This is a genomic window from Chryseobacterium sp. FP211-J200 (assembly GCF_001643375.1).
Taxonomy (GTDB): domain Bacteria; phylum Bacteroidota; class Bacteroidia; order Flavobacteriales; family Weeksellaceae; genus Epilithonimonas; species Epilithonimonas ginsengisoli.
Genome location: NZ_LSHB01000083.1, coordinates 58,806 through 83,823, shown reverse-complemented (window position 1 = coordinate 83,823; position 25,018 = coordinate 58,806). Strand labels below are relative to the sequence as shown.

The following is a 25,018-nucleotide window of genomic DNA, read 5'->3' as shown; positions in this document are numbered from 1 at the left end:
AATGAAGAAACAGATCAGAAAAGGATTTAGACAAACCAAATATATTTTTTACCAGGAAACTTTAGTCGATTTCAAAGACCACTTTTGGTCTTTTCTCGGCGCTTTTTTTGGAATTGGATTGATTGCTTTTCTGCAGTCTCAACAGATTTCCGAAATCGAAAATGTATTTTTAATAGGTTCATTCGGCGCATCAAGCGTTTTGATTTATGGTGCGGTCAACAGTCCATTGGCTCAACCAAGAAATTTGATTGGCGGTCACGTTCTATCGGCTTTGGTTGGCGTGACGGTTTTTAAATTTTTACCTGAGATTCTTTGGCTGAATGCTTCTATTGCAGTCGCATCTTCAATCGTAGTAATGCAAATTACAAAAATAATGCATCCACCAGGCGGCGCAACAGCTTTGATTGCAGTTCTTCCATCAGAGAAAATCCAGGAATTAGGCTATTGGTACGCATTGTCGCCGGTTTTGAGTGGTGCGTTTATCTTGTTGATTGTCGCTCTGATTTTCAATAATATTCCAAAAGGGAGAAAATATCCGCATCACGTTCGGCAATCCAAATATGTTCATATGAGAAGAATGTTGAACAAGAAAAATTAAAAATAAATGACAATAGATATTTTAAAATCGCTCTACAAGAGGGATCTGAACAAACTGAAAGTTGAAATTAAATCTTATCAAAACGAAACAACGCTTTGGGAAATAGATAAGCATATTTTGAATTCCGGCGGAAACCTTTGTCTTCATTTGCTTGGAAATCTCAATACTTACATTGGTGCAGAATTGGGGAATTCAAGTTATGTGAGGCAGCGCGATTTGGAATTTTCGTTGAAAGATATTCCAAAAACCGAACTTCTGGAAAAACTTGAATCTCTGATACAAATCGTCAATTCTACATTAGAAAAACTGTCCGATGAAGATTTGAAAAAAGAGTATCCAACAGAAGCTTTAGGCTACAAAATGACCACCGGATATTTCCTAATCCATTTGCTTTCGCATCTCAATTATCATCTTGGGCAAATCAATTACCACAGAAGATTATTGGATATCTAAATTATTTTTCGAATAGCATTTTCGTGATATAATCCTTCTCCCGACTGCCTCTCGCAGGCGAATATTCCCGGCCGTAAAAGATGATTTGAAGATGTAGTTTGTTCCAGACATTTTCGTTCCAGATACTTTTTGCATCGCGCTCAGTTTCCACCACGTTTTTTCCTGAAGTCAGTTTCCATTGCTTCATCAATCGATGGATGTGTGTGTCGACGGGAAAAGCAGGAAATCCAAAACCCTGACTCATCACAACAGATGCCGTTTTGTGGCCAACGCCAGCCAATTCTTCCAGCTCTTCATAAGTCTGAGGAACCACAGAATTATGCTTCTCAACCAGAACTTCTGCCATCTTTTTCAGGTTTTTTGCTTTGGAATTTGAAAGGCCTATTTCTTTGATCAGTTCTTTGATTTCTTCAACACTCAGCTTCGCCATTTTCTCAGGTGTATCGGCAACCGCAAATAGGCGAGGCGTGACCTGGTTCACTTTTTTGTCGGTCGTCTGGGCAGAAAGTGCAACTGCAACCATCAGAGTATAAGCGTCTTTGTGTTCCAGCGGAATCGGAACTTCGGGATATAATTTTTCCAATTCTTCCTGAACTATTTTCGCTCTTTGTTTTTTGGTCATATTTTTTTAATTTTTATGGCAGCTTTATCCGCCTTCCGTTCCCGCTTTTTTTGCCAAACCTTTCCTTATCCAAAAAAGAGCTCCACTCAAGTCGGGCTGCAGATTTCAGCATTTATTCAACATTTCACATCAAATTCACGATGCGAAATCTAAGAATAAACTAATTTTGTGTAAAATTAGAAATTATGTTGAAGCTTGGCGATTCTTTACCAGAATTTATCGGAACAAATCAAAACGGAGAACAAATCGATTCTCAAAATCTGAAAGGCAAAAAACTCGTTGTTTTCTTTTACCCAAAAGCAAGTACACCAGGTTGCACTGCAGAAGCCTGTAATTTGAGAGACAATTATTCGGTTTTGAAAGAAAAAGGTTTCCAGTTGATTGGCGTAAGTGCGGATTCTGAAAAGCGTCAGAAAAATTTCTCTGAGAAATATGAATTACCCTTTGATGTGATTGCGGATGAAGACCACGATGTCATTAATAAGTTCGGAGTTTGGCAGTTGAAGAAGTTTATGGGCAAAGAATTTATGGGAATCGTGAGAACGACTTTTGTCTTTGATGAAAACGGGATTTGCATCCAAGTCATTGATAAAGTGAAGACGAAAGACCACGCTGCGCAGATTTTGGAATAATTTATTTGATAGGAATCCAGATTTCCTCCTGAGCGTTTTCATCGGATGGATTATAATCTTCACCGAAAATCTCAAAATGCGGTCTGTCATCAACCTCAAAATTATTTTCCGGAATGAAGGTCTGAAAAATATAGCCGAAAAGTTCCGGTCCATTTTCAGCTTTTCCTTTGTAAGTGAAAACCAGATATTTTCCGCTTTCTAATGCAAAGGTTTCAAAGTCATTAGACATATTATCAAAATCAGAAACTTCGGCAATTGCGTATTTTGTGAAAGATTGATCGGGTGTGAAGTTCTCAGGATAGATTTGAAGTGAAAAAAGATGGTCAGAAATCCGACTGGTAATCTCATTTTTTCGCATCATCAATTTTCTCCAAACAATCGGCGTTTTGTCTTCCTGAAAAGAAGTTGTAATGCTAAAACCAATTAATTTCTTTGATTCGATGATTTCGATTCGGTGCGGTAAATTCATTATTACAAATTCAGTTCATAAAGATTCAAATCTTCGTTATCATTAGGAATTCTCACAACTTCTTTGAATTTCAGTCCAAGTTTTTCTATTAATTTGATTGAAGAAAAATTCTCAGGCAAAGTGATTGCGCTGACTTTTTTAATACCAAATTCATTGATTCCAACATCCATTATTTTCTGTGCAGATTCGTACGCATAACCTTTTCCCTCATATTCTTCAAAAAAAGCAAAACCAATATCCACACCATCAATTCCTTCGCGGTCGTACAAGCCGACGGTTCCGATTTTTTCATTGTTAGATTTCAGGATCACAATAGCATTTCCAAAACCCAATCTTTCAATTTGCGGAAGATTCTTTTCTCTCACATATTTCTGAGCGTCTTCCAAATTATGAACATTTCTGTCGCCGATATTTTTCAGCCATTTTTCTGTGTTGAGTAATTTCAACAGGAGTTCGGCATCGTCGATATCAACGAGTTTGATGATGAGGCGTTCTGTTTCGTAAGTTTTTGACATTAGTTTTAAATCTTATTTAATTAAAATTTAATCAGTAAATTAATTTTCATAATATCTCAATTCCTCGTTATCATCAGGGAAAATTACATATTTTTTGAATTGAAGTCCGAGTCTTTCAATTAGTTTTTGAGAAGAGATATTCTCGTCAGAAGTCATCGCCGAAAGTTTTTCTACTCCGAATTCCGTTTTGACAATTTCCATCAAATTGACAGCCGATTCGTAAGCGTAGCCTTTTCCTTCGAAGTCAGGGAAGAAAGAAAAACCAATATCAGGAACATCAATTCCTTCTCGCACGAAAACACCCACTGCACCAATTTTTTCATTCAGTTTTTTATGAATGACCACGTAATTTCCAAATCCCAATTTATCGATTTGAGGAAGAAATCGATTGGTGATGTACTTTTCCGCATCTTCTTTTGTTCGAAGATTTTTATCGCCGATAAATTTAATAAACGATGGTAAATTGTAAAGTTTCAGAAAGAAATCTGCGTCTTCTAAAGCTGCAGGTTTTAGAATTAATCTTTCGGTTTCGTAATTTTTCATACCGGTTTTAATTTATATTGAAAAAATCTGAAGATTTTTGAGTTTTTGTTTGTCTTCGAGAACCTCAGACTGACAATGCAAATGCTACAGATAAAGCAATCAGTTTTTGGCGAAAAGCTAAAATTTCATTAATCAAAAATAAAAAATTAAGGAACGATAACGGTAAAAATGTAAGCTAAAAGATTTACTAATAAAACGACTCCGTAAAGAATATTCGTTTTTCCTCGGCTTAAGGAAAGCATCACGGTGTAAAGTGATAAAGCTAGCAAAACCATTGATTTGATGTCAAGTCCAAGAACCAAAGGCATTTCGTAAATAATGGAAACTACGGCAACACAAGGAATCGTCAATCCAATACTCGCAATAGCAGAGCCTAAAGCCAGATTCAAACTCGTTTGAAACTGATTTCGTCTTGCGGCTTTTATCGCGGCCATTCCTTCCGGCAAAAGGACGACCGCTGCGATGATAACACCTACCAAGGCTTGTGGTGCTCCGAGATTGTGGACTACGCTTTCAATCGTTGGAGATAGGGATTTTGCCATTACGACAACAACGCCGAGACATATAAGTAGAAATATCAGACTCAGTATGCTTTCGACATTCGTTGGCGGTTCTGCGTGTGGCTCGTCATCATTTTCAGGAAGAAAATAATTTCTGTGTCTCACGGTTTGAACCATCAAGAATGTACTGTAAATAACCAAAGATGAAACTGAGAAAAAAATCAATTGTGCTTTGCTGAATGTGGCGGATAGTTCTGTTGTGGTGTAATTTGGTAAAATCAAAGTCATTACGACAATGGCAACCAAACTTATTAATGCCATATTTCCAGATGTTCTGGCGAAGAATTGTTCTTTGAATTTGAGTCCGCCAACTAAGAGACAAGCGCCGAGAATCCCGTTCAGAATCAACATTACGGCTGCGAAAACGGTGTCTCTTGCTAATGTGCTGGTCTCTTTACCGCCGGCTACCATCAAGGAGACAATTAATCCAACTTCCAGAACTGTAATGGCAATCGCAAGAATGATTGTTCCGAACGGTTCACCCACCTTATGTGCTACAACCTCGGCGTGATGTACGGCTGCCAAAACGGAACTGATTAGAAGTAAACTTCCTAAAGTGGCGAGCCAAGCGTTGTCATCAACAACACCAAAAAAATAGTATGCGAGCGATAGTAAAGGGAAAATGTAGGACCAGTGAAGTAAAGACTTTAAACTCATAAAAAATGATTTCTCTAATTTACAAAAAAATAATTAAGAAGTGTTTCGCGAGTTTTGACCAACAAAAAAGCCACCAAAATAGGTGGCTTGTATAATATTTGATAAAAAATTATTTTACCAAAGTCAATTCGCTGATGAGTCTTGTTGCTCCAGCATATTTGTCGATCACCCAAAGTACGTAACGAACATCCACGTTGATCGTTCTTTGCAAATTAGGTTCGAAAACGATGTCGCCACTCAAAGCTTCGCTGTTTCCATCGAAGGCAAGACCTAGCAAATTTCCATTTCCATCTATAATCGGAGAACCTGAGTTTCCTCCGGTAATATCATTGTTTGACAAGAAATTGATTGGCATAAATCCTTGTTTGTCTGCATATTGACCGTAGTCTTTTTTCTTAGCAAGGTCAAGGACTTTTTTTGGAAGGTCAAATTCCTCATCGCCTTTTTTGTATTTGGCAACCATCCCGTTGATATCGGTGTAATAGTTTTCTTTGATGCCTTTGTAGTTTCTGTCAGACCTTTCAGGAAGCGTTTGCACCGTTCCGTAAGTCAATCTCATTGTAGAGTTGGCATCTGGATAGAATACTTTTTCCGGCTGTGCTTTTCTAAGTCCGTCCAAGAATAGTCTGCTGTTTTTAGCAAAGTTCTCATCAACCTTGGCATATTTTTCAGTACCTAATTTTTGGTCTTCAACCACGCCGTTTACGAATTGTCTCAATTTATCGCCGTCAATTTTCAGTCTGTCCGGATTTTCTATGAAAGCCAAAGCTGATTTTTTATTAGCAAAAATAGAAGAGAAAGCCATAGTTGAAAGGCTATTAACATCTGCTGCTGAAATGGTAGGAGAAGCAAATTCTTTAGCCACCTTTGTTTTATAAAGAGAAGCCAAAGAGTTAAGCATTTCGCCTTCTACATTATCGTGGAAACCGTCGTAAGCCTTTTCAACAGCCTCGAGAACTTTTGGTTTCATAGCCGTTTTTCCAGCTTCGTCTTGGTCTGCGTAAGTTTTGAATAAACTTCCTAATTGGAACGCTGTAGCAATATAATGCGCATTTCTCTGCAAGATTGAAGCGTAGTTACGCTCAACATTTCTGCCAGAGATTTGCTTGTAATAAGTTTGAATTTCCGGTAAAACGCTGTAATAAGTTTGCTCATTCGGAGACTGAGCTGCCCATTGCGTGTAGATTTGTTCCGTTTTTTGTTTTTCAGAAACTGTTCCATTTTTCTTTACAGCATCAATGGTTCCTTGTCTGTTTTTCCAGTAATTGGCAACACTTGCGTACTGAGATGCATAATCCAACTGAGTCGCTTTGTCCTTGTCCATATACTTTTTCATTACGTCCATCGCTACTTTAGAAGCTTCAACCCAAGCTGGATAATCTTTGTCTACCATTTGTTCGATTCCGTAAGAAGTCAAATAACGGTTGGTTCTTCCAGGGTATCCAAGGATCATTGTGAAATCGCCAGGTTTGTAACCTTTAAGAGAAACTGGTAAATGGTGTTTTGGTTTCAGTGGAACATTGGTTTCAGAATATTCTGCTGGATTTCCATTAGCATCGCCGTAAGCACGGAAAACTGTGAAATCTGCAGTGTGTCTTGGCCATTCCCAGTTGTCTGTATCACCACCGAATTTCCCTAAAGATGAAGGTGGTGCACCAACTAGACGAATGTCTTTATAGTCTTGATATACAAAATAATAAAACTCGTTTCCATTGAAGAAATCTCTTACTACAACAGTGTATTTTCCGTTTTCAGAGTTTTCTGTCTGGATGGCTTTGTATTCTGCATCGATAACAGCTTTTCTGTCAGCAGCAGACATATTGTTGTTCAGTTTTGCATTGATTCTTGCAGAAACGTCATCCATTCTTACAAGAAATCTTACATAAAGACCTTTCGCATTGAATTCCTCATTCGGTTTCATTGCCCAGAATCCATTCTTCAAATAATCTTTTTCAGGTGTCGAAGCCGCCGCAACAGCATCATAACCACAGTGGTGATTCGTAAAAATCAATCCTTTGTCAGAAACCATCTCACCAGTACAGAAACCTCCGAAACTTACGATGGCGTCTTTCAAACTGGAGTTGTTTACGGAATAGATTTCTTCCGGAGTCAGGTGCAGACCTTCTTTTTGCATATCCACGCCGTTCAGACGTTTTACAAGCATCAGAAGCCACATTCCTTCGTCTGCTCTCATTTGCGCAAAACTCAATAAAAAAGTAAGCGCCAAAAATATTTTTTTCATAATAGAAATTTATTTTAATGGGGCTAATTTACTCATTATTTTAAATCTAATGGTATGAATTTGGATAAGAGACTAAGCAAAGTTCAAAGTATGAAATTTCTACAGTCAATCGGTATTTTATCATTAATATTACTTCTTACAGTTTCTTGTAAATCATCAAATCAATCTATGTCAGCAATGCAGAATCTTCACAAAAAATGGATGCTCGTTGAATACAAAGATTTTACTAAACAAGAAATGGTAAAGTTGGAAGCTAATATTGATTTGACAAAAAATGCAGAATCGCCCAATCGTTACACCGCAAAAATGGGTTGTAACGGCATGTTTTTCACGGCAGAATTTAATAACGGAAAAGCAAAATTCTCAGGCGTTGGTTCCACAATGATGTATTGTGACGGCAGGATGAAGTTGGAAGACGCATTCGGAAAAACTTTACCAACTATAACGCAATACAAAATCGAAGGACATTTTTTAACTTTATCCAATGCAAACGGTGACAAAATGAAATTTGTTGAGCAAGATTGGGATTAGGAAATGAATGATGAATTATAAATGATGAATGATTTCATCTGCGATTTAAAACATCAAAAAAAATTAAGCAAATTATAAATCCAAATAAAATTAATTATGAAAAGAAGTGCAAAAGCAGTCTGGAAAGGCACAGTAAAAGAAGGAAGCGGCGTTTTGACAACGCAAAGTACAACACTTAATGATACCCAATATTCTTTCAAAAGCAGATTTGAAGAAGGTGTTGGAACCAATCCAGAAGAATTGTTGGCAGCGGCTCACGCAGGCTGTTTCACGATGATGACGTCTTCGTTATTAACGGAAGCAGGTTACACACCGGAAACTTTGGAGACAGAATGCAAAATCAGTTTGGTGGACGGCAAAATCAGTTTGTCAGAACTCACCTTGAACGCAAAAGTACCAGGAATCTCTGAAGAAGATTTCCAGAAAATCGCAAAAAATGCCGAAGAACAATGTCCTGTCAGCGTCGCTTTCAGTTTCGAAAAATCTTTGACGGCCACTTTAGCTTAATTTGAAAAATCAACTTTCAAATTTCAAGTAGAAAATAAAAACCAAAGTTCATCTTTGGTTTTTTTGTCGAAAAATAGTATCTTGTCAGAATCAGATAATAATATAATTGAATGATAGAAAATAAAGAACATCAGTATGAAACAGCGGTTTTGGTTGGTCTTATTACTCAAAACCAAAGCGAAGATAAACTGATAGAATATATGGACGAACTGGAGTTTTTGGCTTTCACAGCTGGCGCTTCTGTTGATAAACGTTTTACCCAAAGACTGACTCAGCCAGATTCCAAAACCTTTGTTGGTAAAGGAAAAATGGAGGAAATCCGTGATTATGTAAAAGAGCAAAAAATCGGAACGGTTATTTTTGATGATGAATTGTCGCCTTCTCAATTGAAGAATCTGGAGCGCGAGATGGAAGTCAAAGTTCTCGATAGAACCAATTTGATTCTCGATATTTTTGCCCAAAGAGCTCAGACCTCTTATGCGAGAACTCAGGTGGAATTAGCTCAATATCAATATCTTTTGCCGCGATTGACCAGGATGTGGACCCACCTCGAAAGACAAAAAGGGGGAATCGGGATGCGTGGACCTGGGGAAACGGAAATCGAAACCGATAGAAGGATCATCCGTGACCGAATCACATTGTTGAAAGACAAATTGAAGGTCATCGACAAACAAATGGGAACGCAGCGAAACAACCGTGGGAAAATGGTTCGAACTGCGCTCGTTGGTTACACGAATGTTGGGAAATCAACATTGATGAATGCTTTGTCAAAATCCGATGTTTTCGCTGAAAATAAATTGTTTGCAACGCTTGATACAACAGTTCGTAAAGTTGTGATTGGAAATCTTCCTTTCCTTTTGACGGACACCGTTGGATTCATCAGAAAGTTGCCGACGCAGTTGGTAGAGAGTTTTAAATCGACCTTGGATGAGGTTCGTGAAGCGGATTTGCTGATTCACGTCGTGGACATTTCCCACGAAAGTTTTGAAGACCATGTTAATTCTGTGAACGAAATTCTTCAGGAAATAGATGCGCATCAGAAACCGATGATTATGGTTTTCAACAAAATCGATGATTTCAGTTACGAGAAGAAGGACGAAGACGATTTGACGCCGGGCTCCAACAAAAATATTTCTTTGGAAGAATGGATGAAAACCTGGATGGCGAAATCCAAATTCCCAACCGTTTTCATTTCAGCTTTGACGAAAGAAAACTTTCCGGAAATGAAGAAAATGATCTACGATGAGGTTCACAGGATCCACATTTCCCGTTTCCCTTACAACGATTTGCTGTTCGAATATTTTGAGGACGAAGAAGAAATCAATGAATAGAATCTTTTTATTTTTCTTTTTAATGATGGCGACTTTTGGGTTTTCTCAGAAGTCAAAAATCAATTTGGATGATATTAAGAAAGAAATTACGGATAAAGATTCGGAATTTTATTATCAGAAAATGCTTTTCAAATACAAAGGCTTGCCAAAGTCCATAGACAGTGTGGAGGCTCAGCATTTGTATTACGGAAGGACTTTCTTAGATAAAACAATTTCAACAAGCGATAAATCGTTCAGGAAACTTTTGGACGATTTCAAAAAACAGGATTACGCGGAAACCATCACAAAAGCCAACCAGCTTTTGTCCGTTGATCCTACCAATCTCGACTTGCTGATGATCATGTTACAATGCTATGACAAACAGCAGGATGTGAAGAATTTCACCTATTATCTCAGTCAGTTCAAATTGCTGACGAGCGCCATTTTGGATTCGGGCGATGGAAAATCGGAAGATTCAGCTTATCTCGTCAACTCTGTCGGCGACGAATATATTTTGATCAATGTCATCCAAATTCCGAGACAAGCGTCGAGGTCGTCAAAACCGGCAACGGGCGGAATGTTTGATATTTGGGAAAACAACAATACAAAAACCTACATCAAAGTCATTTATAACGACTTCTAACGGAGTCTGAAATTTAGATAAAACAAAAATATTAATGGAGTTATATTACTCATATTCAGTCCTAATCGTATTAGCATCATTGTTTGCTTACATCAATCACAGAATTCTAAAATTGCCAAGTGCAATTGGAATTATGGTCATCGCTATCGTCGTTTCTGTAACTTTGGTTGCCTCGGGCGACAATTTTTTGCCTAAGACAACCACGCATCTTACAGAACTCATCAACAATTTTGATTTCACCGAAGTTCTGATGGGCGCGATGCTAAACTTCCTGCTTTTCGCGGGTGGAATCCACATTAATATCAAAGATTTAAAGGAACAATTTGGTCCAGTCTTGATATTTTCAACCGTCGGTGTTATTATTTCCACGTTTGCAGTCGCTTTTGGTGCTTATTATTTGTTGCCTTTTGCCGGAGTTCAAATCCCTTTTATTTACTGTCTCGTTTTTGGCGCATTGATTTCTCCGACCGATCCAGTGGCGGTTCTAAGTATTTTGAAACAGGCGAATGTTTCAAAATCTTTGGAAACCAAAGTGGCCGGCGAATCGCTTTTCAATGATGGGATGGCGGTTGTGGTTTTCACGGTCGTTTTGCAATTAGCTATCGGAAAAGAAATCGATTTGAATGTCGAAAGTGTCGGCTTGCTTTTATTGCGTGAAGCTGGCGGCGGATTGCTTTTAGGTGTTCTTCTTGGATTATCGGCTTCTAGAGCGATGCGAATGGTGGATGATTATATTATTTCCGTATTGATCACATTATCAGTCGTTATGGGAGGATATTTGATTGCTCACGAGATGCATATTTCTGCACCTTTGGCAATGGTTGCAGCCGGATTATTTATGGGAAATTTTAGCGAGAGTTTCAAAATGAAATCGGAAACACAGGATTATTTGATTAAATTCTGGGAATTGATTGATGAAATTATGAACGCCGTTCTGTTCCTGTTTATCGGTTTTGAATTGCTGTTGATCAAAGACTTAAATGAATATCTCATTGCTGGTGGAATTTGTATTTTAATCGTTTTATTGGCGCGTTGGGTGGCGATTTTTGTTCCGACGAAGTTTATGTCTTTAAGATATCGATTCAGTCCACAAACTGTGAAAGTTCTGGTCTGGGGTGGCATCCGTGGTGGAGTTTCCATCGCTTTGGCGTTGTCGATTCCTCAGAATGAATACAATAAAATCATCATTAGTATAACTTATTGTGTTGTAGTCTTTTCAATTGTAGTTCAAGGTCTTACAATTGGAAAAGTGGCCAATCCGAATAAGATTGCAACGGAAGAAAAAATATTAGAAGAAATTCATTAAAAATGAAAGTGATAGACATCGAAACCTGGAAGAGAAAAGAACATTTCGAATTCTTTTCCGGAATGAAAAGTCCCTATTTTGGAATCGTAACAGAAGTTGATTGCACGGAAACGTTTCAGCTGGCAAAAGATAATAAGGAATCCTTTTTTGCACATTATCTTCACAAATCAATGAAAGCGGTGAACTCAGTTGAAGAATTTGGTTATAGGATTGTAAATGATGAAGTTATAGCATTCGACATTGTACACGTTGGTTCTACGATTGGACGAAATGACGGAACGTTTTGTTTCTCTTATTTCGAATATTCTGATGATTTTCAAATCTTCAATCAGAATTTGCAGAAAGAAATTGATGAGGTTCAAAATTCGACTGGTTTAAGGATTAAAAACGAGTCACTTCCACCAAATCATATCCGACATTCCACGATGCCTTGGACGAATTTCACAGGTTTGCTTCATCCAACAGATTTTGACCCAAAAGAATCGATTCCCAAAATTGTCTTCGGGAAATTCTCTGAGAAAAACGGACGGAAAATGTTACCAGTTTCTATTGAAGCGCACCACGATTTGATGGATGGTTTTCATCTTGCTAAGTATTTGGAAGCGTTTCAGAATCAGCTTAACTTAAAATGATTTTATTTTTGGTTGAGGTTTCGAGTTGGAAATAAGTGCTCCAGCGAAGCAATCTGTTAATAGAAAGATAAATCATATTTTCACGAGGAACTCCGAAGGAGTTCAATTTCCCATACAAAATTGAAACAATATGTCAGTTTCAACCGAAATAAAACAAGATCTCGAAATCCTAGCAATCCCGGAAAAAGCAGAATTTCTCCCCAAATTTTTCAAAACCGGAAAAGGCGAATACGGTGAAGGCGACCTTTTTCTTGGTGTCATCGTTCCAGACCAAAGGAAAGTGGCGAAGGAATATTATAATAAAATTTCTCTCAATGAATTGAGCGAATTTTTATCATCAAAATATCACGAACATCGATTGATGGCTTTACTGATGTTGATTCTGAAATTTGAAAAGTCAAAAGAAAATCCCAGCAAAAAGACATCATCGATTTTTATCTCAAGCATCTTGATTTCATTAATAATTGGGATTTAGTTGATACGTCGTGTTACAAGATTTTAGGTCGGTATTGTTTTGAAAATCAACAAGAAAAGCTATTGATCGATTTGTCGAATTCTGATAAAATGTGGGAGAAACGCATCGCAATTGTCGGAACAATGCATTACATCAAAAAAGGAAATTTTGAACTCACAAAGGAATTTGTAAAGAGAAACCTTGGTCATCCACACGATTTGATGCACAAAGCAAACGGCTGGCTTCTCCGCGAAATGGGAAATAGAAGCGAACGAGAATTACTGGATTTTCTCAACTTGCATTACAGAGAAATGCCAAGAACTTGCCTTCGATATGCGATTGAAAAACTGGATGAAAGTCTGCGTCAGGATTATTTGAAGGGAAGGATTTGATCTATGTCAGTTTTTCAGGAGAAAACACGACTTATTTTGAGAAAGAAAAATTATCTTTGTTAAAAACCAAATCTTATTTTCTGTGAAGGTTATCAAATATATTTTTCTGTTTTGCACAATTCTCACCTTGACGAGCTGTTTCGATATTATCGATAAAATAAGTCTGAAAGCCGATGGAAGCGGAGAATATGCTGTGATTCTGAATGCCAGCAAAAGCAAAACCCGCCTGCAATCCATCTCAAAAATGGAAACCATCAACGGCAAAAAAGTTCCCAAAAAATCCGAGATTGAAAATAAAGTGAATCAAGCTTCCAGCTTTTTCAAAAGCGTTTCGGGAATCAGCAATGTGAAAACGAGTTTGGACTTCGATAATTTCATCATTAAACTGAGTTGTAATTTTAAGAAAATTGAAAATATCAATTCAGGTTTGGAACAATTGAAAGCAAAGAACATCATCGGAAAAACGATTCCAACGCAATTGTACAAACAAAATGTCGCCGAGAAAACCTTCATCAGAAACAAAATCGGAAGTTATAAAAACGATTACGACAAGCTGAGCAAGGCGGACAAAGAAGTTTTCAGTGATGCAACTTACACTTCAATTTTACAATTCGAAAACGTGATAAGGTCTCAAACCAACAATTCTTACACAGTTTCGCCAAACAAAAAAGCGATCAAACTAAATGGGAATATATTGGATCTCATCCTTCAGAAAAAACAAATTCAAAATACCATCTTATTACACTAATCCAAGAAAGATATTAAAACTATGAAATCAATTTTACTAAAAAAACAACTTGTATTTTTCTTGATATTTTGTTGCGGTTTTGCCTTTTCTCAGACCAAAATTCAGGTTCCGGCGAGCGCCGTTTTCTATATGGAAGTCAATGGTAAGCAATTGAATGCAAAAACCAATTGGGAAAAACTAAACCCAATTCTGCAAAGTCTTAACAAAAATAATTTGGATAAACCAACTTGGAAAGATTTCTCCGATACGGGAATTCAGAAAGATGCGAAACAATATCATTACGTAAGTTTCAATGATTCTATCAAGAGTTATACGGCACATTTGATTTTGGAAGATTCGACGAAATTTTTAGAATTCATCAAGGTTTCAGCGAAGAAAGAATTGGAAATAACGAAGAAAGACAAATATTCTTTTACCAATTTGAATGATGATACTTTTGTGGCCTGGGACGGAAAACGTGCTGTAATAACTGGAATTAGCTATACCAAGAAATTTCCAAAATTTGATTACGATTATGCGGCTGACAGTACGGTTGTTGTAGGTGTTGAAGAACCGCCGATGATAGATAGTGCTTATGCAGAAACGGATTCCACTTATTACGAACCTGAAAAACCTTTCAATTATAAAGATGAGATCAAATATCTGAAGGACGAAATAAAATACACAAAAGAAGACATCAAAAGTCATCAGGACGAGATTGCACGGATGCAAAAAGATATCAAATATCTGGAAAAGCATCACAAATATCCTGAAGAAAAAAAATCTGATACAACAAGTGAAATGGACGAAGTAGCCTCTGCGAAACCAACGGAGGAGTATGATGAGGAAGCGGAGGATCTAGCTTATCAAAAGGAAATGGACTCTATCAAACTGGTGGATTTTAAAATGGTAAAAGCCTTTGCAGAGAAGGATTTTGACAGCTACTTTAGTTCTAATATGGAAGTTGAAGTTCCAAAAGAAATGGTCAAGTTCCAAGACCCGAATTCTGATGTGTTCGTATATTCAAATTATGGCGAGATCTTCAAAAACGGCGTTTACAAAGACTTGATGAAGTTGTACAGTTTCGGTGATGTATTGGACAATCTTTACAATTCCAATTCATCTTACAATCTGTATTTTGACAAGGACAAAGTAAGACTTGTGAATAACTATCAACACAGGAATAAGGAAACCCAAAAACATTTTGCCGCCGTCTATCAAGGTAAAAAGAACAAGAAACTGATGTCCCTGATCTCTGACAAAAGCATTGGTTATTATGCTGTGAATCTGGATGGATACAAGTATTTTGATCTGATGTACAACCTATTCGAGAATAATAACGGAAATGGTAAATATCAGAAAGAATTGGCATTGATGATGGAAACTGTGAAAATCGTATTGGATGAAGAAGCCATTTCCAAGATCGCTCCTGGAAACGGGATTTTTGTTCTGAATGCACTGAATACCAAAAAAGTGGATTACACAGATTATGAATACGATGAGAACTACAACAGCAAAGAACTAAGGAAAACCAAAGACGTGGTAGTTCCTGATTTTACCTTTGCATTTGCAACTCAGAATGACAATTACTGGAAACGCGTTTTTGATGTTTTGGCTACTAATAAAGAATTATCGGAACAGTTCGGGAAAAATGGCGATATCTATTATCTGAAGAAAGACCCGAAAAACAGCAATTATATCGATCAAATATTTTTCACAGTAAAAGACGGCGTCGTTTATCTGAGTTCTTCTCTGGATAATCTGATGGTGAAAAAACAATCTGCAACTTCTGAGAAATGGGCAAAAGATGCAGCGAAGCATCCAGCTTCTGGAAGTATCAATATGCAACGATTGATGTTGGGTCTGGAAAAAGAATTCAAAACGATCTCGGAAAAAAAGGCTTTGAACTTGTTTAAGAAAAATGTGGGCGATGTTTATTTTAAGACCGATGTAAAAGGCGAAAGCTTAGAAACAGAATTCAATTACACGACGCCCAATTCTTCTGAAAACAGTTTGATGTATTTCTTTGATTTTTGTAATGATCTGATCAAAATTTCTGAAAAGGAAACGTCAACCGCTTTGTAAATGAAAAGAGTAATTGCCTTTGTAGCATTCATTTTTGTGTTGGCGGTGGTCAGCTATTTCGTGTGGTCTCTGAAGGATAAAGATTTGAAGGCAGTTCCCAGAAATACAGACGTTTTGCTTCTGGTCGATTCTAAAAAATTGTCGGAGCAATATATTTTAACGTTAATAAAAAATCCGTCCAAATGGTTTGGAACTGCAAAGGGTTCATCTAAAAAGAGTGGAGTAGCAGTTCCGGATTATATCCAGATTTTCCATTTGAAAGGCACGAGTTTTTCTCAGTGGTACAGCGTTTTTGATATTTCGGATAAAGAGGAATTAATCAAATTTTTGAATAATAAAGGTTTTAAATTAATTAATAATAATTTTTACAAAAAAGACCAGTTTTCCGTGAAAATCGAAGCTTCGAAGTGTGTTGTCGGATTTTCAAATTTAAATTTTGATAGTGTAGCGACTGAGATTTTAAAGTCAAAATTCAAAAATTTATACGCTGACGAACTTATTAATAACTCAATTGCCAGCGTTTCTTATCTCGCAAAGTCCAAGATTCATAAGTTTGCGGTTTATTTGAATGATGATAATATCGAAATCAAAACAAAAACTGTCGACGATAATTTTTCGGCGATGATTTCAGATTTGGACAAGCAAACTTCATTTTTAAAATTGAATTTAGATTCCACCAACATAAAATTTGCTTCCGAATTATTCAATAAAAAACTGAGTGATTCCATCAAAATCAATTCGCTTTCAGCTGTTTCAGAGCTCGAAATGGTGAATGACAAGATCATAAGCTACAGCTACGATGACAATTTCAATGAAGTGGAGAAAGTGAGTTATCAGAAGCTTTTGCAACCCAATTATTCCATCAAGCTTCAAAGCTGGGAATCGGAAAATCTATGGCTGTATTTTCAGCAAAAGAGTTGGATCAATGCTCAAAATCAATTTACACCAATTCCATTTCAGCCGAATATCATTAAGAAAAACGGCATTGACATTTCAATTAGGTCAACAAGAAAGGACATAGAATTTGGAAAGAGTTTTTCTGGTAATTATGTTTTTATTAAAAATAATCCGTTATTAATTAAGTCAATCAAATTGCTTTCGCCTTCAGAAAAGAAAACCATCTCGAATATTGATTATGGTTTTTATGGAAACAAAGGTGATTATTATTACTTGAAAATTAACTTTAAAAAAGATAAATTACCACTTATTTTAAGATGGTAAATTAGACCAAAATGCAGATGGATTTTTTTGAGATAGTGTCTTTAAGAACAGTTGTACATTACTTTTTACACTTGGTTTTTCCGATAGCGATCGCTTACGTTCTTTTTAGAAGTGATTGGAAAAAAGCCTACTTTATTTTGCTTGGGACAATGTTGTTAGACGCAGATCATTTGCTGAGCACGCCTATTTTTTGTCCCGACCGTTGCAGCATCAATTTTCATTTGTTGCACACTTATTGGGCAATGGGAATTTATGTATTGCTCCTGTTTTTCAAAGGTGTTCCTAGGGTCATTGGTGTCGGACTACTGTTCCATATGCTGACAGACTGGATCGACTGCCAATTGCACATGATGAATCTGTAAAGAAAGAAGTTTAACTTCTAGCATTCATCATTTTGTGGTGCATAATTCTGGCGATGTTCAAAGCGCGCGCAATCGCAGTTTCGGTATTTTGACCTTCGAAGTTTTCATGGACAGTTTCTTCCCAGATCTGCAGCCAACGGTTGAAATGCCTTTCTTCCAACGCAACAACTTCATTGATCGGGAAATGAACACGCATAGGATTACCTTCGTAAACAGGATTTCCCAAAAGAATACTTTCCCAGAAATTATACATTTTCGGCAGATGTTTGTTAAGCTCTATCTTTGCAACATCTGTGAAAAAAAATCCAATGACATCGTCTTTTATGACTTTATCATAGAACTTATTGACCAGCGTCTCTACGTCTGCTCTGCTTGTAATATCTTTCATAATACAAAGTTATGGATTTTGTATCAAGTTGAAAATAAGATTATTATCAGTTTTTTTTATCTTTGCTGAAAATTAATAATGTTCACTTTCACTGTTTTACCAACTTTAGTAATCATAACTTTTATTATTGTCATCCTCTACAAACATTTTGTGAAAAAGGATAGGCAGGATTTGAAGTCATCTTTCCTATTCGCTCTGTTTTTTTCGGTGATTTGGGGTGGTCTATATTATTTAGTATTTTCATAATAAAACTACTAATTTTGCAAAATGGATCTAGAATTCTTTAAAAAGCAAGCCCAACAAAAACAGAAAGAACATCGGAAATTTTTGGACGGACTCAAAAAGAAACCGCCGAAAAATCTGGATTATTTGACTTTGGAAACCCACGAGGAAACCTTCCAAGAGATCGATTGCCTCAGTTGTGCTAATTGTTGTAAAACCACAGGTCCACTTTATACGGAAAAAGACATCGAGCGCATTTCCAAACATCTGCGAATGAAACCCGCCGACTTCGAAGCCAAATTTCTAAGAGTAGATGAAGATCAGGACAAAGTGCTTCAAGATCTGCCTTGTTTTTTCCTGAATGAGGACAACACTTGTTCGATCTACGACGTTCGTCCAAAAGCCTGTCGCGAATATCCGCACACAGACCGTAAGAAGATCTATCAGATCAATAATCTCACAATTCAAAATACTTTGATTTGTCCTGCAACTTATGTTTTTGTAGAGAAATTAAGGAAGGTTTTGGAGAAATGAGACTAATAAAGTTATCATAAAAATCTTAGCAATTCATAACTTTAACATAACTTGGTTTGATGTTTGTCATTGATAATCAAATCAATAAAAATAAAGTATTATGAAAAAGTTAATCACAACAACAGCATTTCTAGTCTTTGGGACGATATTTATGACGGCTCAAACGACAAAGAAAAAAGACAATACGGTGAGATCAGCTGAGAAACCAGCTAATAGTACGGAAATGAAAATGGAAACTCAGGTTCAGCCAAATGGAATGAACAGGACTATAGATACAGCAGCGGTCAATAACAGGTCCAAGATGCAAACCAATCCAAATAGGATCCAGCAAAATCAAGCTTTTCCAAATAACGGAACTTTGCAGAATCCAAACACAACATTACCAAATAATGGAACGTTGCAAAACCCAAATAGCACAATGCCTAACAATTCTACCACCTCACCACAAGTAATGCCTGTGAGTCCTGTAGAAGGTACGAAACCAAATAGATAAGATAATTTACAAGAAAAAAACCAGAGCCGATTGTTCTGGTTTTTTATGATTTTAATTTAGAATGATTGATTTAAATAGATATAATAAAAAGTTGGTTTGATATTTGGCTTTGTTAATTATCATTAAAAATAAATCATTATGAAAAAGATAATAACAACCGCAACATTTCTCGTTTTTGGAACAATGTTGATGATGGCGCAAACCACAAAGAAAAAAGAAACCAAATCGACTTCTACAAGAACAGAAATGAAAGCAAAGTCTTCTGTTCAGCAAAACAATATACCCAAAATGGTGGACACTGCGAATATCGAGCAACGACAAAAAGAAGCAGACGAAAAATTGCAACGACAAACAATTCCTCAAAAAGACGGATTGAATAACGAGACTGTAAAACCAGCACAACCACAGCCGGTTCCAGGACAATTAGAATAAAAAAACCAGAGCAAATCGCTCTGGTTTTCGTTTTATGCTTTCCAATCTACAACAGCCTTAATAAAAGCTTCTGCATTTTCAACCGGAATATTGGGGAGAATCCCGTGTCCGAGATTCACAATGTATTTATCTTTTCCAAAACGGTCAATCATCTCGTGAACCATTTTCCGAATCGTCGCCGGCGTCGAGTGCAATCTTGATGGGTCAAAATTTCCTTGCAGCGTTACCGAATTATTCGTGAATTGTCTTGCCAATTCCGGCGTAATTGTCCAGTCAACGCCCAAAGCTGATGCTTTAGATTTCGTCATATCTTCCAACGCAAACCAACAGCCTTTCCCGAAAACCACAACGTGCGTCAACGGTGCTAGAGCTTCCACGATTTGATTGATGTATTGCCAGGAAAACTCCTGATAATCCGCTGGCGAAAGCATTCCGCCCCAACTGTCAAAAACCTGAACGGCAGAAACACCTTTCTCCACTTTTCGTTTCAAATAAGCAATCGTCGTGTCCGTAATTTTCTGTAATAATTTATGCGCCGCTTCCGTTTGAAGGAAACAAAAAGATTTCGCAATATTGAAATCCTTAGAACCTCTTCCCTCGATGCAATAGCAGAAAATCGTCCAAGGCGAACCCGCAAATCCAATCAACGGAATCTCATTGTCCAACTTTTCCAAAGTCATTTCTATCGCATCGAAAACGTAACCCAAAGTCTCATTCACGTCTGGAACAATTACATCATCAACTTGTTGAACAGTTCTGATAGGTTCGTCCAACCAAGGTCCAACAGATTCCTTCATTTTGAAATCGATGCCCATCGCTTGCGGAACCACCAAAATGTCCGAGAACAAAATCGCCGCGTCCAAAGGAAATCTTCTGATCGGCTGAACCGTAATTTCCGAAGCCAATTCCGGCGTCTGGCATCTTGTGAAAAAGTCGTATTTGTCGCGCAACGCAATGAATTCCGGCAAGTATCTTCCGGCTTGTCTCATCATCCACACGGGCGGTCTTTCCACGGTTTCGCCTCGCAAGGCCTTCAAGTATAGGTCGTTCTTTATCATTTTCTTAAATTTTTTGGGCGCCATTTTCCGCCTTCCGTTCCCAATCTTTTTGCCTTGGCTTTTCCAGCCACAAAAAAGGATTTCCACTCAAGTCGGGGCGCGCTTCGCAAAGTTTCAACTTTAGTCTTCCAAATCAGCTTTTCCGGCAGTTGAACTTTCCTTAGAAATCAAATTCAACAAATCGGCTAACGTATTTTTATGACTTGTAATTATTTTATTTTCAGTGAGTTTCTTCAATTCTGAAGTCGTCGTTTTTCCAATCGAAAAAATCTTCAAATCCCCCAAACCATTGAACTTCGCAAAACTACGAACTCCGCTCGGACTGAAGAAAACCACAGCCTGATATTTCTCATTGATTTTCGGAAATAGTAGCTCGGTCTTATAAACAGGGATTTTCTTGTAAGAAATATTCTGCAAAGGCAATTTCTCATCCAAAACATCCAACGCCAAATCACCACAAAAATGCAGAAACTTTTCATTCACAGAATTTTCTGTAATAAACTGAGACAATTCGCTCGCATTCTTACAAAGTTTGAAAGTCCCAAAATTATGTTTCCTCAATTCCTTTTTAGTCTGCGAACCAACGGCGTAGATCTTATTATAATTTTTCTCAGCAAAATTCTCATTCGCGTCGAAACCATTTTCAAAAAAAGCTTTCACGCCATTCACACTGGTAAAAATCAAGGAATAATTCTTCAAATCGAAAGTTTTCGTTTTAATGAATTCCGTTTTGATGACCTCCACAAAATCAACTGACGTTTCCGTTCCCAATTTCTCAGCAACTTTTTCTTGGTCCAGTGATTTTGTAAAAAGGATTTTCATTGTGAGGATTTTACCACAAGGTTCACTAAGTTTTTTCACGAAGAACACAACGATTTTTTTAACTAGTGCGCTTTGTGAAATCCTTTGTGTCCATTGTGGTTAAGTATTTTAAAGGCTTTTTCTAATTACGTCCATCAATTCCTTTCCGCCGTTTTCCAAAACCTTCAAAGCTAATTTCGCTCCAAAATTCTCAGATTGGTTCCAGTCAAAGATCTCATCCGTTTCGATGCAATCTTTTCCATCAAGCGAACAAAGTCTGCCAACGAATCGGATTTGATTTCCAATCAATTCAGCTTTTGCACCAATCGGCGCCGTACAACCGCCTTCCAAAGTTTTCAGGAATTCTCTTTCTATAGTAATGCAAATCTCAGTTTCCTTATGAGAAATCGATTTTAAAATATCGCTCAATTCTGGATTGTCAATTTTGCTGGCAATTGCAACAACACCTTGCGAAGGCGCTTGCAATAAAAACGGGATTTGCTCATATTCCACATCCAGATTCATCCTTTTGATTCCAGCTAAAGAGAAAAGAGTCGCATCAGCAACGTCTCCGTCCAGTTTTTTCAAACGTGTTTGAACATTTCCACGGATGTCCGTAAATTCAGTTTCCGGAAATTCCTTCAACCAAAAAGCGCGTCTTCTCAAACTGCTGGTTGCAATTTTCAAAACATTCAAATCCAAAGCTTCCGCATCTTTATTTCTTACCAAAACATCTTCCGGAAAATCTCTTTCCAAAACTGCCGAAATCTGAACATTTTCAGGCAAAAGCGTCGGAACATCTTTCAAGGAATGAACGGCAATGTCAATCTCATCATTAAGCAAAGCAATGTCCAGATCTTTCGTGAAAATTCCCGTGATTCCCAATGCGTAAAGCGGTTGATTCAGGTTTTTGTCGCCAGAACTGATGATTGGAACGATTTCAGTTTGTAATCCAAGATTCTGAAGTTTGGCTTCAACTTCGTGAGCCTGCCAAAGGGCAAGTGGACTATTTCTGGTTCCTATTCTTATGGTTTTCATTGTTTTACTGTTTGTGGATGTCGAGGATTTCCTCCATCAATTTTGTGATTTCGTCGGCACGCGAAGGATTTTCCATAATGTATTTCGCAAATCGATTCGTGATTTTCTGAACCAGATTGTTGGACAGTTCCATATCTTCGATTTTGGCGTAATGGAATTTCTTATGGATATTATGCATTTCGTTTTCCTCGATTTTCTTCAAAGAATTTTTGAAATGATTGATTTGAGGTGCTAGTTTTCTTTTCTTTTCCCAATCGGCAAATTCCTTAGCCATTTCCTTGATGATGCCTTCCGCTTTCGGGATTTCCTTCTTGCGCTGTTCCATCGTTTCTTGGATGGTCTGCGAAAGTTGGTCCACGTCTATCAAAGTCACGTTTTCCAATTTCCCTATTTCCTTCTGGACATTGTTCGGCATCGAAAGGTCGATGACAAGCATTTCCTTGTTTTTAGGAAAATTGGTGTCGTCGATAATATATTTTTGAGCGCCGGTTGCAACAATTAGAACATCGGTTTGCTTCAATTCTTCGGGGAACGTTTCAAAATCGATTTGAGGAATGTTGTATTTGTCAGCAATCTTTTCAGCTTTTTCAAAAGAGCGGTTGGCTATTTTTATTTTTGGCTGATAGATGTGCTTTACCAGATTTTCAATCGTGTTTTGGCCAATTTCGCCAACACCCAAAAGCAAGATATTCTTCTCGTGAATGTGTTTTGTATTGTTCAAAATATAATGAACCGCAGCGTAAGAAACCGAAGCTGAACCTGTGCTGATCCCCGTTTCGTTCTTGATCTTCTTCGAAATTTGAATCGAAGAATTGATGGCGCGTTCCAAATATGGATTAGAAAAATCTTTGTATTTTTTGAATCGGTGATATGCGTTCTTGATCTGAGAGACGATCTCGAAATCACCAATGATCTGACTTTCTAGACCGGCCGCTACACGGAAAAGGTGAAACAAAGCATCTTCTCTTTGTAGCACATTCACGTATTTCAGAAACTCGGAAAGCGAAACGCCAACTGTGTTGCAATATAGTTCTGCAATGTGAAGATAATTCTTCGTCGTAGAGTAGATCTCTGTCCTGTTGCAAGTGGAAACCACGAATGCGTCACCATAATCCTGCTCGTGGATCTGGTTGACAAACGCTTTGATATGATCATCGAAAAATGCAAATCTCCCACGGGTTTCTGCATCGGCTTTTTCATAACTGATGCTAAGAACGGCCAGGTCTGAGGTTTGATGAAATTTATTTTTAGTGCTCATTTTCAGTCTGCAAATTTACAATTTTTAATACAAAGACTCTTTCCGAATTTCATTTTGAAAAATTGATAAAATCTATAGGCAAAACTTGGAATCGTGTAAGAATTGTAAAAATTTTAAAGTTTTGGTGTGAGAGTAATAATTTTTGATATTTAATTGATAATTAGATTTTTTTTAAGGGATAAATTATTGAAATTTTAAGGAAAATTTAACCAAATTATTTTTAATTCGAGATAGAGAATGACTCTAAATTTATATCTTTGTAAACTTAATAATTACTGAACGAAATGGGTATAATGGATATGTTTACGCAAGAGATTGCGATCGACTTGGGAACTGCGAACACACTTATCATACACAACAACAAAATAGTTGTAGATCAGCCGTCTATCGTTGCGATAGAGCGCTCGTCCGGCAAACCGATTGCCGTAGGTGAACAAGCAAAACATATGCAGGGGAAGACCCACGAGGATATCAAAACCATTCGCCCGTTGAAAGACGGTGTGATCGCGGATTTCCACGCTTCAGAACATATGATCAAGGAATTCATCAAACAAATTCCAGGGATCAAAGGAAAACTTTTCCAACCTGCACTTAGGATCGTGATCTGTATCCCTTCAGGAATTACCGAAGTTGAGAAAAGAGCGGTAAGAGATTCAGCTCAAAAAGTGAATGCCAAAGAAGTTCGTTTGATATATGAGCCAATGGCAGCTGCAATAGGAGTTGGGATCGATGTTCAGAAGCCGGAAGGTAATATGATCATCGATATAGGTGGTGGAACTACGGAAATTGCTGTGGTTGCATTGGGAGGAATCGTTTGTGACAAGTCTGTCAAAATTGCAGGTGATGTTTTCACAAATGATATTGCTTATTACCTGAGAACGCATCATAACTTATACATCGGGGAAAGAACTGCTGAGAGAATTAAAATCGAAGTTGGTTCTGCTGTGGAGGAATTAGATGTTCCAATTGATGATATTCCTGTACAAGGTCGTGATCTGATCACTGGGAAACCAAAAGAGATCATGGTCAACTATAAAGAAATTGCTAAAGCGCTTGATAAATCGATCATCAGAATCGAAGACGCGGTGATGGAGACTTTATCTCTTACGCCTCCGGAATTAGCTGCTGATATCTACAAAACGGGTATCTATCTTGCTGGTGGTGGTGCTCTTTTGAGAGGTTTGGCAGACAGACTTCACAGAAAAACGGGACTTCCTGTTTTCGTGGCAGAAGATCCTTTGAGAGCAGTGGTAAGAGGAACCGGAATTGCTCTTAAGAATATGGACAAATTCAATTTCCTTATCAAGTAATTAAGATTTTTCTCAAGTTTTTA

28 protein-coding genes and 1 pseudogene are annotated in these 25,018 nt (G+C 37.4%); 18 read left to right on the top strand and 11 right to left on the bottom strand.

The window, feature by feature from the left end:
• The first annotated feature begins 1 nt into the window (after window position 1).
• Entirely contained in the window at window positions 2–598 is a 597-nt protein-coding gene (locus AXA65_RS19115; protein WP_063971641.1) for an HPP family protein, read from the top strand.
• A 6-nt stretch (window positions 599–604) separates the two neighbouring features.
• The gene (locus AXA65_RS19110; RefSeq protein ID WP_063971640.1) at window positions 605–1,051 is read left to right on the top strand and encodes a DinB family protein; all 447 of its coding nucleotides are present in this window, start codon (window positions 605–607) and stop codon (window positions 1,049–1,051) included.
• Between the two features lies 1 nt (window position 1,052).
• Here the strand turns inward: AXA65_RS19110 and nth are convergent, their stop codons facing one another.
• Entirely contained in the window at window positions 1,053–1,673 is a 621-nt protein-coding gene (nth, locus tag AXA65_RS19105; RefSeq protein ID WP_063971639.1) for an endonuclease III, read from the bottom strand.
• 185 nt (window positions 1,674–1,858) lie between these two features.
• Between nth and bcp the strand changes: the two genes are divergently transcribed.
• Entirely contained in the window at window positions 1,859–2,305 is a 447-nt protein-coding gene (gene bcp, locus AXA65_RS19100) for a thioredoxin-dependent thiol peroxidase (RefSeq protein WP_063971638.1), read from the top strand.
• A gap of 1 nt (window position 2,306) precedes the next feature.
• Here the strand turns inward: bcp and AXA65_RS19095 are convergent, their stop codons facing one another.
• From AXA65_RS19095 to AXA65_RS19075, 5 genes are all read right to left on the bottom strand, one after another.
• On the bottom strand, window positions 2,307–2,774 hold the full coding sequence (locus AXA65_RS19095) for a GyrI-like domain-containing protein (RefSeq protein ID WP_063971637.1): 468 nt from the start codon (window positions 2,772–2,774) through the stop codon (window positions 2,307–2,309).
• A 2-nt stretch (window positions 2,775–2,776) separates the two neighbouring features.
• Window positions 2,777–3,289 carry a GNAT family N-acetyltransferase gene (locus AXA65_RS19090; protein ID WP_063971636.1) on the bottom strand — a complete coding sequence of 171 codons (513 nt, stop codon included), beginning with the start codon at window positions 3,287–3,289 and terminating at the stop codon, window positions 2,777–2,779.
• Window positions 3,290–3,328: 39 nt separating this feature from the next.
• On the bottom strand, window positions 3,329–3,832 hold the full coding sequence (locus tag AXA65_RS19085) for a GNAT family N-acetyltransferase (protein WP_063971635.1): 504 nt from the start codon (window positions 3,830–3,832) through the stop codon (window positions 3,329–3,331).
• 146 nt (window positions 3,833–3,978) lie between these two features.
• A complete protein-coding gene (locus AXA65_RS19080) occupies window positions 3,979–5,049 on the bottom strand; it encodes a calcium:proton antiporter (RefSeq protein ID WP_063971634.1) in 1,071 nt (356 codons plus the stop codon).
• A gap of 109 nt (window positions 5,050–5,158) precedes the next feature.
• Window positions 5,159–7,291 (bottom strand): S46 family peptidase, encoded by a 2,133-nt coding sequence (locus tag AXA65_RS19075; protein ID WP_063971633.1) that lies wholly within the window; start codon window positions 7,289–7,291, stop codon window positions 5,159–5,161.
• Window positions 7,292–7,381: 90 nt separating this feature from the next.
• Here AXA65_RS19075 and AXA65_RS19070 point away from each other — a divergent pair, with 90 nt between their 5' ends.
• The 11 genes and pseudogenes from AXA65_RS19070 (at window position 7,382) to AXA65_RS19020 (ending at window position 17,461) form a co-directional block, all read left to right on the top strand.
• Window positions 7,382–7,822 carry an META domain-containing protein gene (locus AXA65_RS19070; RefSeq protein WP_063971688.1) on the top strand — a complete coding sequence of 147 codons (441 nt, stop codon included), beginning with the start codon at window positions 7,382–7,384 and terminating at the stop codon, window positions 7,820–7,822.
• A 96-nt stretch (window positions 7,823–7,918) separates the two neighbouring features.
• Window positions 7,919–8,329, top strand: coding sequence for an OsmC family peroxiredoxin (locus tag AXA65_RS19065; protein ID WP_063971632.1), 411 nt, complete (start codon window positions 7,919–7,921; stop codon window positions 8,327–8,329).
• A 110-nt stretch (window positions 8,330–8,439) separates the two neighbouring features.
• Complete coding sequence (gene hflX, locus AXA65_RS19060; protein ID WP_063971631.1) at window positions 8,440–9,660, top strand: GTPase HflX; 1,221 nt, start codon at window positions 8,440–8,442, stop codon at window positions 9,658–9,660.
• Window positions 9,653–10,282, top strand: coding sequence for a DUF4919 domain-containing protein (locus tag AXA65_RS19055; RefSeq protein ID WP_063971630.1), 630 nt, complete (start codon window positions 9,653–9,655; stop codon window positions 10,280–10,282). Before hflX ends, AXA65_RS19055 begins: the two co-directional genes overlap by 8 nt.
• A 34-nt stretch (window positions 10,283–10,316) precedes the next feature.
• A complete protein-coding gene (locus tag AXA65_RS19050) occupies window positions 10,317–11,588 on the top strand; it encodes a cation:proton antiporter (protein WP_063971629.1) in 1,272 nt (423 codons plus the stop codon).
• 2 nt (window positions 11,589–11,590) lie between these two features.
• Window positions 11,591–12,220 carry a chloramphenicol acetyltransferase gene (locus AXA65_RS19045; RefSeq protein WP_063971628.1) on the top strand — a complete coding sequence of 210 codons (630 nt, stop codon included), beginning with the start codon at window positions 11,591–11,593 and terminating at the stop codon, window positions 12,218–12,220.
• A 130-nt stretch (window positions 12,221–12,350) separates the two neighbouring features.
• Window positions 12,351–13,066: pseudogene (locus AXA65_RS19040) on the top strand (DNA alkylation repair protein).
• An 82-nt stretch (window positions 13,067–13,148) separates the two neighbouring features.
• Complete coding sequence (locus tag AXA65_RS19035; RefSeq protein WP_063971627.1) at window positions 13,149–13,814, top strand: hypothetical protein; 666 nt, start codon at window positions 13,149–13,151, stop codon at window positions 13,812–13,814.
• Between the two features lie 21 nt (window positions 13,815–13,835).
• Window positions 13,836–15,878 carry a hypothetical protein gene (locus tag AXA65_RS19030; RefSeq protein WP_063971626.1) on the top strand — a complete coding sequence of 681 codons (2,043 nt, stop codon included), beginning with the start codon at window positions 13,836–13,838 and terminating at the stop codon, window positions 15,876–15,878.
• Window positions 15,879–17,099: a hypothetical protein gene (locus tag AXA65_RS19025; RefSeq protein WP_063971625.1), complete on the top strand. Its 1,221-nt coding sequence runs from the start codon at window positions 15,879–15,881 to the stop codon at window positions 17,097–17,099.
• Between the two features lie 11 nt (window positions 17,100–17,110).
• The gene (locus tag AXA65_RS19020; protein WP_317040366.1) at window positions 17,111–17,461 is read left to right on the top strand and encodes a DUF6122 family protein; all 351 of its coding nucleotides are present in this window, start codon (window positions 17,111–17,113) and stop codon (window positions 17,459–17,461) included.
• A 10-nt stretch (window positions 17,462–17,471) separates the two neighbouring features.
• On the opposite strand, the gene AXA65_RS19015 is transcribed toward AXA65_RS19020, so the two are convergent.
• Window positions 17,472–17,849 carry a group III truncated hemoglobin gene (locus AXA65_RS19015; RefSeq protein WP_063971624.1) on the bottom strand — a complete coding sequence of 126 codons (378 nt, stop codon included), beginning with the start codon at window positions 17,847–17,849 and terminating at the stop codon, window positions 17,472–17,474.
• A gap of 267 nt (window positions 17,850–18,116) precedes the next feature.
• Between AXA65_RS19015 and AXA65_RS19010 the strand changes: the two genes are divergently transcribed.
• From AXA65_RS19010 to AXA65_RS19000, 3 genes are all read left to right on the top strand, one after another.
• A complete protein-coding gene (locus AXA65_RS19010) occupies window positions 18,117–18,605 on the top strand; it encodes a YkgJ family cysteine cluster protein (protein ID WP_063971623.1) in 489 nt (162 codons plus the stop codon).
• 100 nt (window positions 18,606–18,705) lie between these two features.
• A complete protein-coding gene (locus tag AXA65_RS19005) occupies window positions 18,706–19,098 on the top strand; it encodes a hypothetical protein (RefSeq protein ID WP_063971622.1) in 393 nt (130 codons plus the stop codon).
• A gap of 138 nt (window positions 19,099–19,236) precedes the next feature.
• Complete coding sequence (locus AXA65_RS19000; protein ID WP_063971621.1) at window positions 19,237–19,530, top strand: hypothetical protein; 294 nt, start codon at window positions 19,237–19,239, stop codon at window positions 19,528–19,530.
• A gap of 32 nt (window positions 19,531–19,562) precedes the next feature.
• On the opposite strand, the gene hemE is transcribed toward AXA65_RS19000, so the two are convergent.
• From hemE to hemA, 4 genes are all read right to left on the bottom strand, one after another.
• Complete coding sequence (gene hemE, locus AXA65_RS18995; protein ID WP_063971686.1) at window positions 19,563–20,588, bottom strand: uroporphyrinogen decarboxylase; 1,026 nt, start codon at window positions 20,586–20,588, stop codon at window positions 19,563–19,565.
• 120 nt (window positions 20,589–20,708) lie between these two features.
• Window positions 20,709–21,410 (bottom strand): uroporphyrinogen-III synthase, encoded by a 702-nt coding sequence (locus tag AXA65_RS18990; RefSeq protein ID WP_063971620.1) that lies wholly within the window; start codon window positions 21,408–21,410, stop codon window positions 20,709–20,711.
• Window positions 21,411–21,518: 108 nt separating this feature from the next.
• Window positions 21,519–22,427 (bottom strand): hydroxymethylbilane synthase, encoded by a 909-nt coding sequence (gene hemC, locus AXA65_RS18985; RefSeq protein WP_063971619.1) that lies wholly within the window; start codon window positions 22,425–22,427, stop codon window positions 21,519–21,521.
• A gap of 4 nt (window positions 22,428–22,431) precedes the next feature.
• Entirely contained in the window at window positions 22,432–23,685 is a 1,254-nt protein-coding gene (gene hemA / locus AXA65_RS18980) for a glutamyl-tRNA reductase (RefSeq protein ID WP_063971618.1), read from the bottom strand.
• 284 nt (window positions 23,686–23,969) lie between these two features.
• On the opposite strand from hemA, the gene AXA65_RS18975 reads away from it, so the two are divergent.
• Window positions 23,970–24,995 (top strand): rod shape-determining protein, encoded by a 1,026-nt coding sequence (locus tag AXA65_RS18975; RefSeq protein WP_063971617.1) that lies wholly within the window; start codon window positions 23,970–23,972, stop codon window positions 24,993–24,995.
• The last annotated feature ends 23 nt before the right edge of the window (window positions 24,996–25,018 follow it).

Excerpts from the sequence above, each read along its gene's own strand:
- AXA65_RS19115 (WP_063971641.1), top strand. The coding sequence starts at position 2 with ATGAAGAAACAGATCAGAAAAGGATTTAGACAAACCAAATATATTTTT.
- AXA65_RS19110 (WP_063971640.1), top strand. The coding sequence starts at position 605 with ATGACAATAGATATTTTAAAATCGCTCTACAAGAGGGATCTGAACAAA.
- nth (WP_063971639.1), bottom strand. The coding sequence starts at position 1,673 with ATGACCAAAAAACAAAGAGCGAAAATAGTTCAGGAAGAATTGGAAAAA.
- bcp (WP_063971638.1), top strand. The coding sequence starts at position 1,859 with ATGTTGAAGCTTGGCGATTCTTTACCAGAATTTATCGGAACAAATCAA.
- AXA65_RS19095 (WP_063971637.1), bottom strand. The coding sequence starts at position 2,774 with ATGAATTTACCGCACCGAATCGAAATCATCGAATCAAAGAAATTAATT.
- AXA65_RS19090 (WP_063971636.1), bottom strand. The coding sequence starts at position 3,289 with ATGTCAAAAACTTACGAAACAGAACGCCTCATCATCAAACTCGTTGAT.
- AXA65_RS19085 (WP_063971635.1), bottom strand. The coding sequence starts at position 3,832 with ATGAAAAATTACGAAACCGAAAGATTAATTCTAAAACCTGCAGCTTTA.
- AXA65_RS19080 (WP_063971634.1), bottom strand. The coding sequence starts at position 5,049 with ATGAGTTTAAAGTCTTTACTTCACTGGTCCTACATTTTCCCTTTACTA.
- AXA65_RS19075 (WP_063971633.1), bottom strand. The coding sequence starts at position 7,291 with ATGAAAAAAATATTTTTGGCGCTTACTTTTTTATTGAGTTTTGCGCAA.
- AXA65_RS19070 (WP_063971688.1), top strand. The coding sequence starts at position 7,382 with ATGAAATTTCTACAGTCAATCGGTATTTTATCATTAATATTACTTCTT.
- AXA65_RS19065 (WP_063971632.1), top strand. The coding sequence starts at position 7,919 with ATGAAAAGAAGTGCAAAAGCAGTCTGGAAAGGCACAGTAAAAGAAGGA.
- hflX (WP_063971631.1), top strand. The coding sequence starts at position 8,440 with ATGATAGAAAATAAAGAACATCAGTATGAAACAGCGGTTTTGGTTGGT.
- AXA65_RS19055 (WP_063971630.1), top strand. The coding sequence starts at position 9,653 with ATGAATAGAATCTTTTTATTTTTCTTTTTAATGATGGCGACTTTTGGG.
- AXA65_RS19050 (WP_063971629.1), top strand. The coding sequence starts at position 10,317 with ATGGAGTTATATTACTCATATTCAGTCCTAATCGTATTAGCATCATTG.
- AXA65_RS19045 (WP_063971628.1), top strand. The coding sequence starts at position 11,591 with ATGAAAGTGATAGACATCGAAACCTGGAAGAGAAAAGAACATTTCGAA.
- AXA65_RS19030 (WP_063971626.1), top strand. The coding sequence starts at position 13,836 with ATGAAATCAATTTTACTAAAAAAACAACTTGTATTTTTCTTGATATTT.
- AXA65_RS19025 (WP_063971625.1), top strand. The coding sequence starts at position 15,879 with ATGAAAAGAGTAATTGCCTTTGTAGCATTCATTTTTGTGTTGGCGGTG.
- AXA65_RS19020 (WP_317040366.1), top strand. The coding sequence starts at position 17,111 with ATGCAGATGGATTTTTTTGAGATAGTGTCTTTAAGAACAGTTGTACAT.
- AXA65_RS19015 (WP_063971624.1), bottom strand. The coding sequence starts at position 17,849 with ATGAAAGATATTACAAGCAGAGCAGACGTAGAGACGCTGGTCAATAAG.
- AXA65_RS19010 (WP_063971623.1), top strand. The coding sequence starts at position 18,117 with ATGGATCTAGAATTCTTTAAAAAGCAAGCCCAACAAAAACAGAAAGAA.
- AXA65_RS19005 (WP_063971622.1), top strand. The coding sequence starts at position 18,706 with ATGAAAAAGTTAATCACAACAACAGCATTTCTAGTCTTTGGGACGATA.
- AXA65_RS19000 (WP_063971621.1), top strand. The coding sequence starts at position 19,237 with ATGAAAAAGATAATAACAACCGCAACATTTCTCGTTTTTGGAACAATG.
- hemE (WP_063971686.1), bottom strand. The coding sequence starts at position 20,588 with ATGATAAAGAACGACCTATACTTGAAGGCCTTGCGAGGCGAAACCGTG.
- AXA65_RS18990 (WP_063971620.1), bottom strand. The coding sequence starts at position 21,410 with ATGAAAATCCTTTTTACAAAATCACTGGACCAAGAAAAAGTTGCTGAG.
- hemC (WP_063971619.1), bottom strand. The coding sequence starts at position 22,427 with ATGAAAACCATAAGAATAGGAACCAGAAATAGTCCACTTGCCCTTTGG.
- hemA (WP_063971618.1), bottom strand. The coding sequence starts at position 23,685 with ATGAGCACTAAAAATAAATTTCATCAAACCTCAGACCTGGCCGTTCTT.
- AXA65_RS18975 (WP_063971617.1), top strand. The coding sequence starts at position 23,970 with ATGGGTATAATGGATATGTTTACGCAAGAGATTGCGATCGACTTGGGA.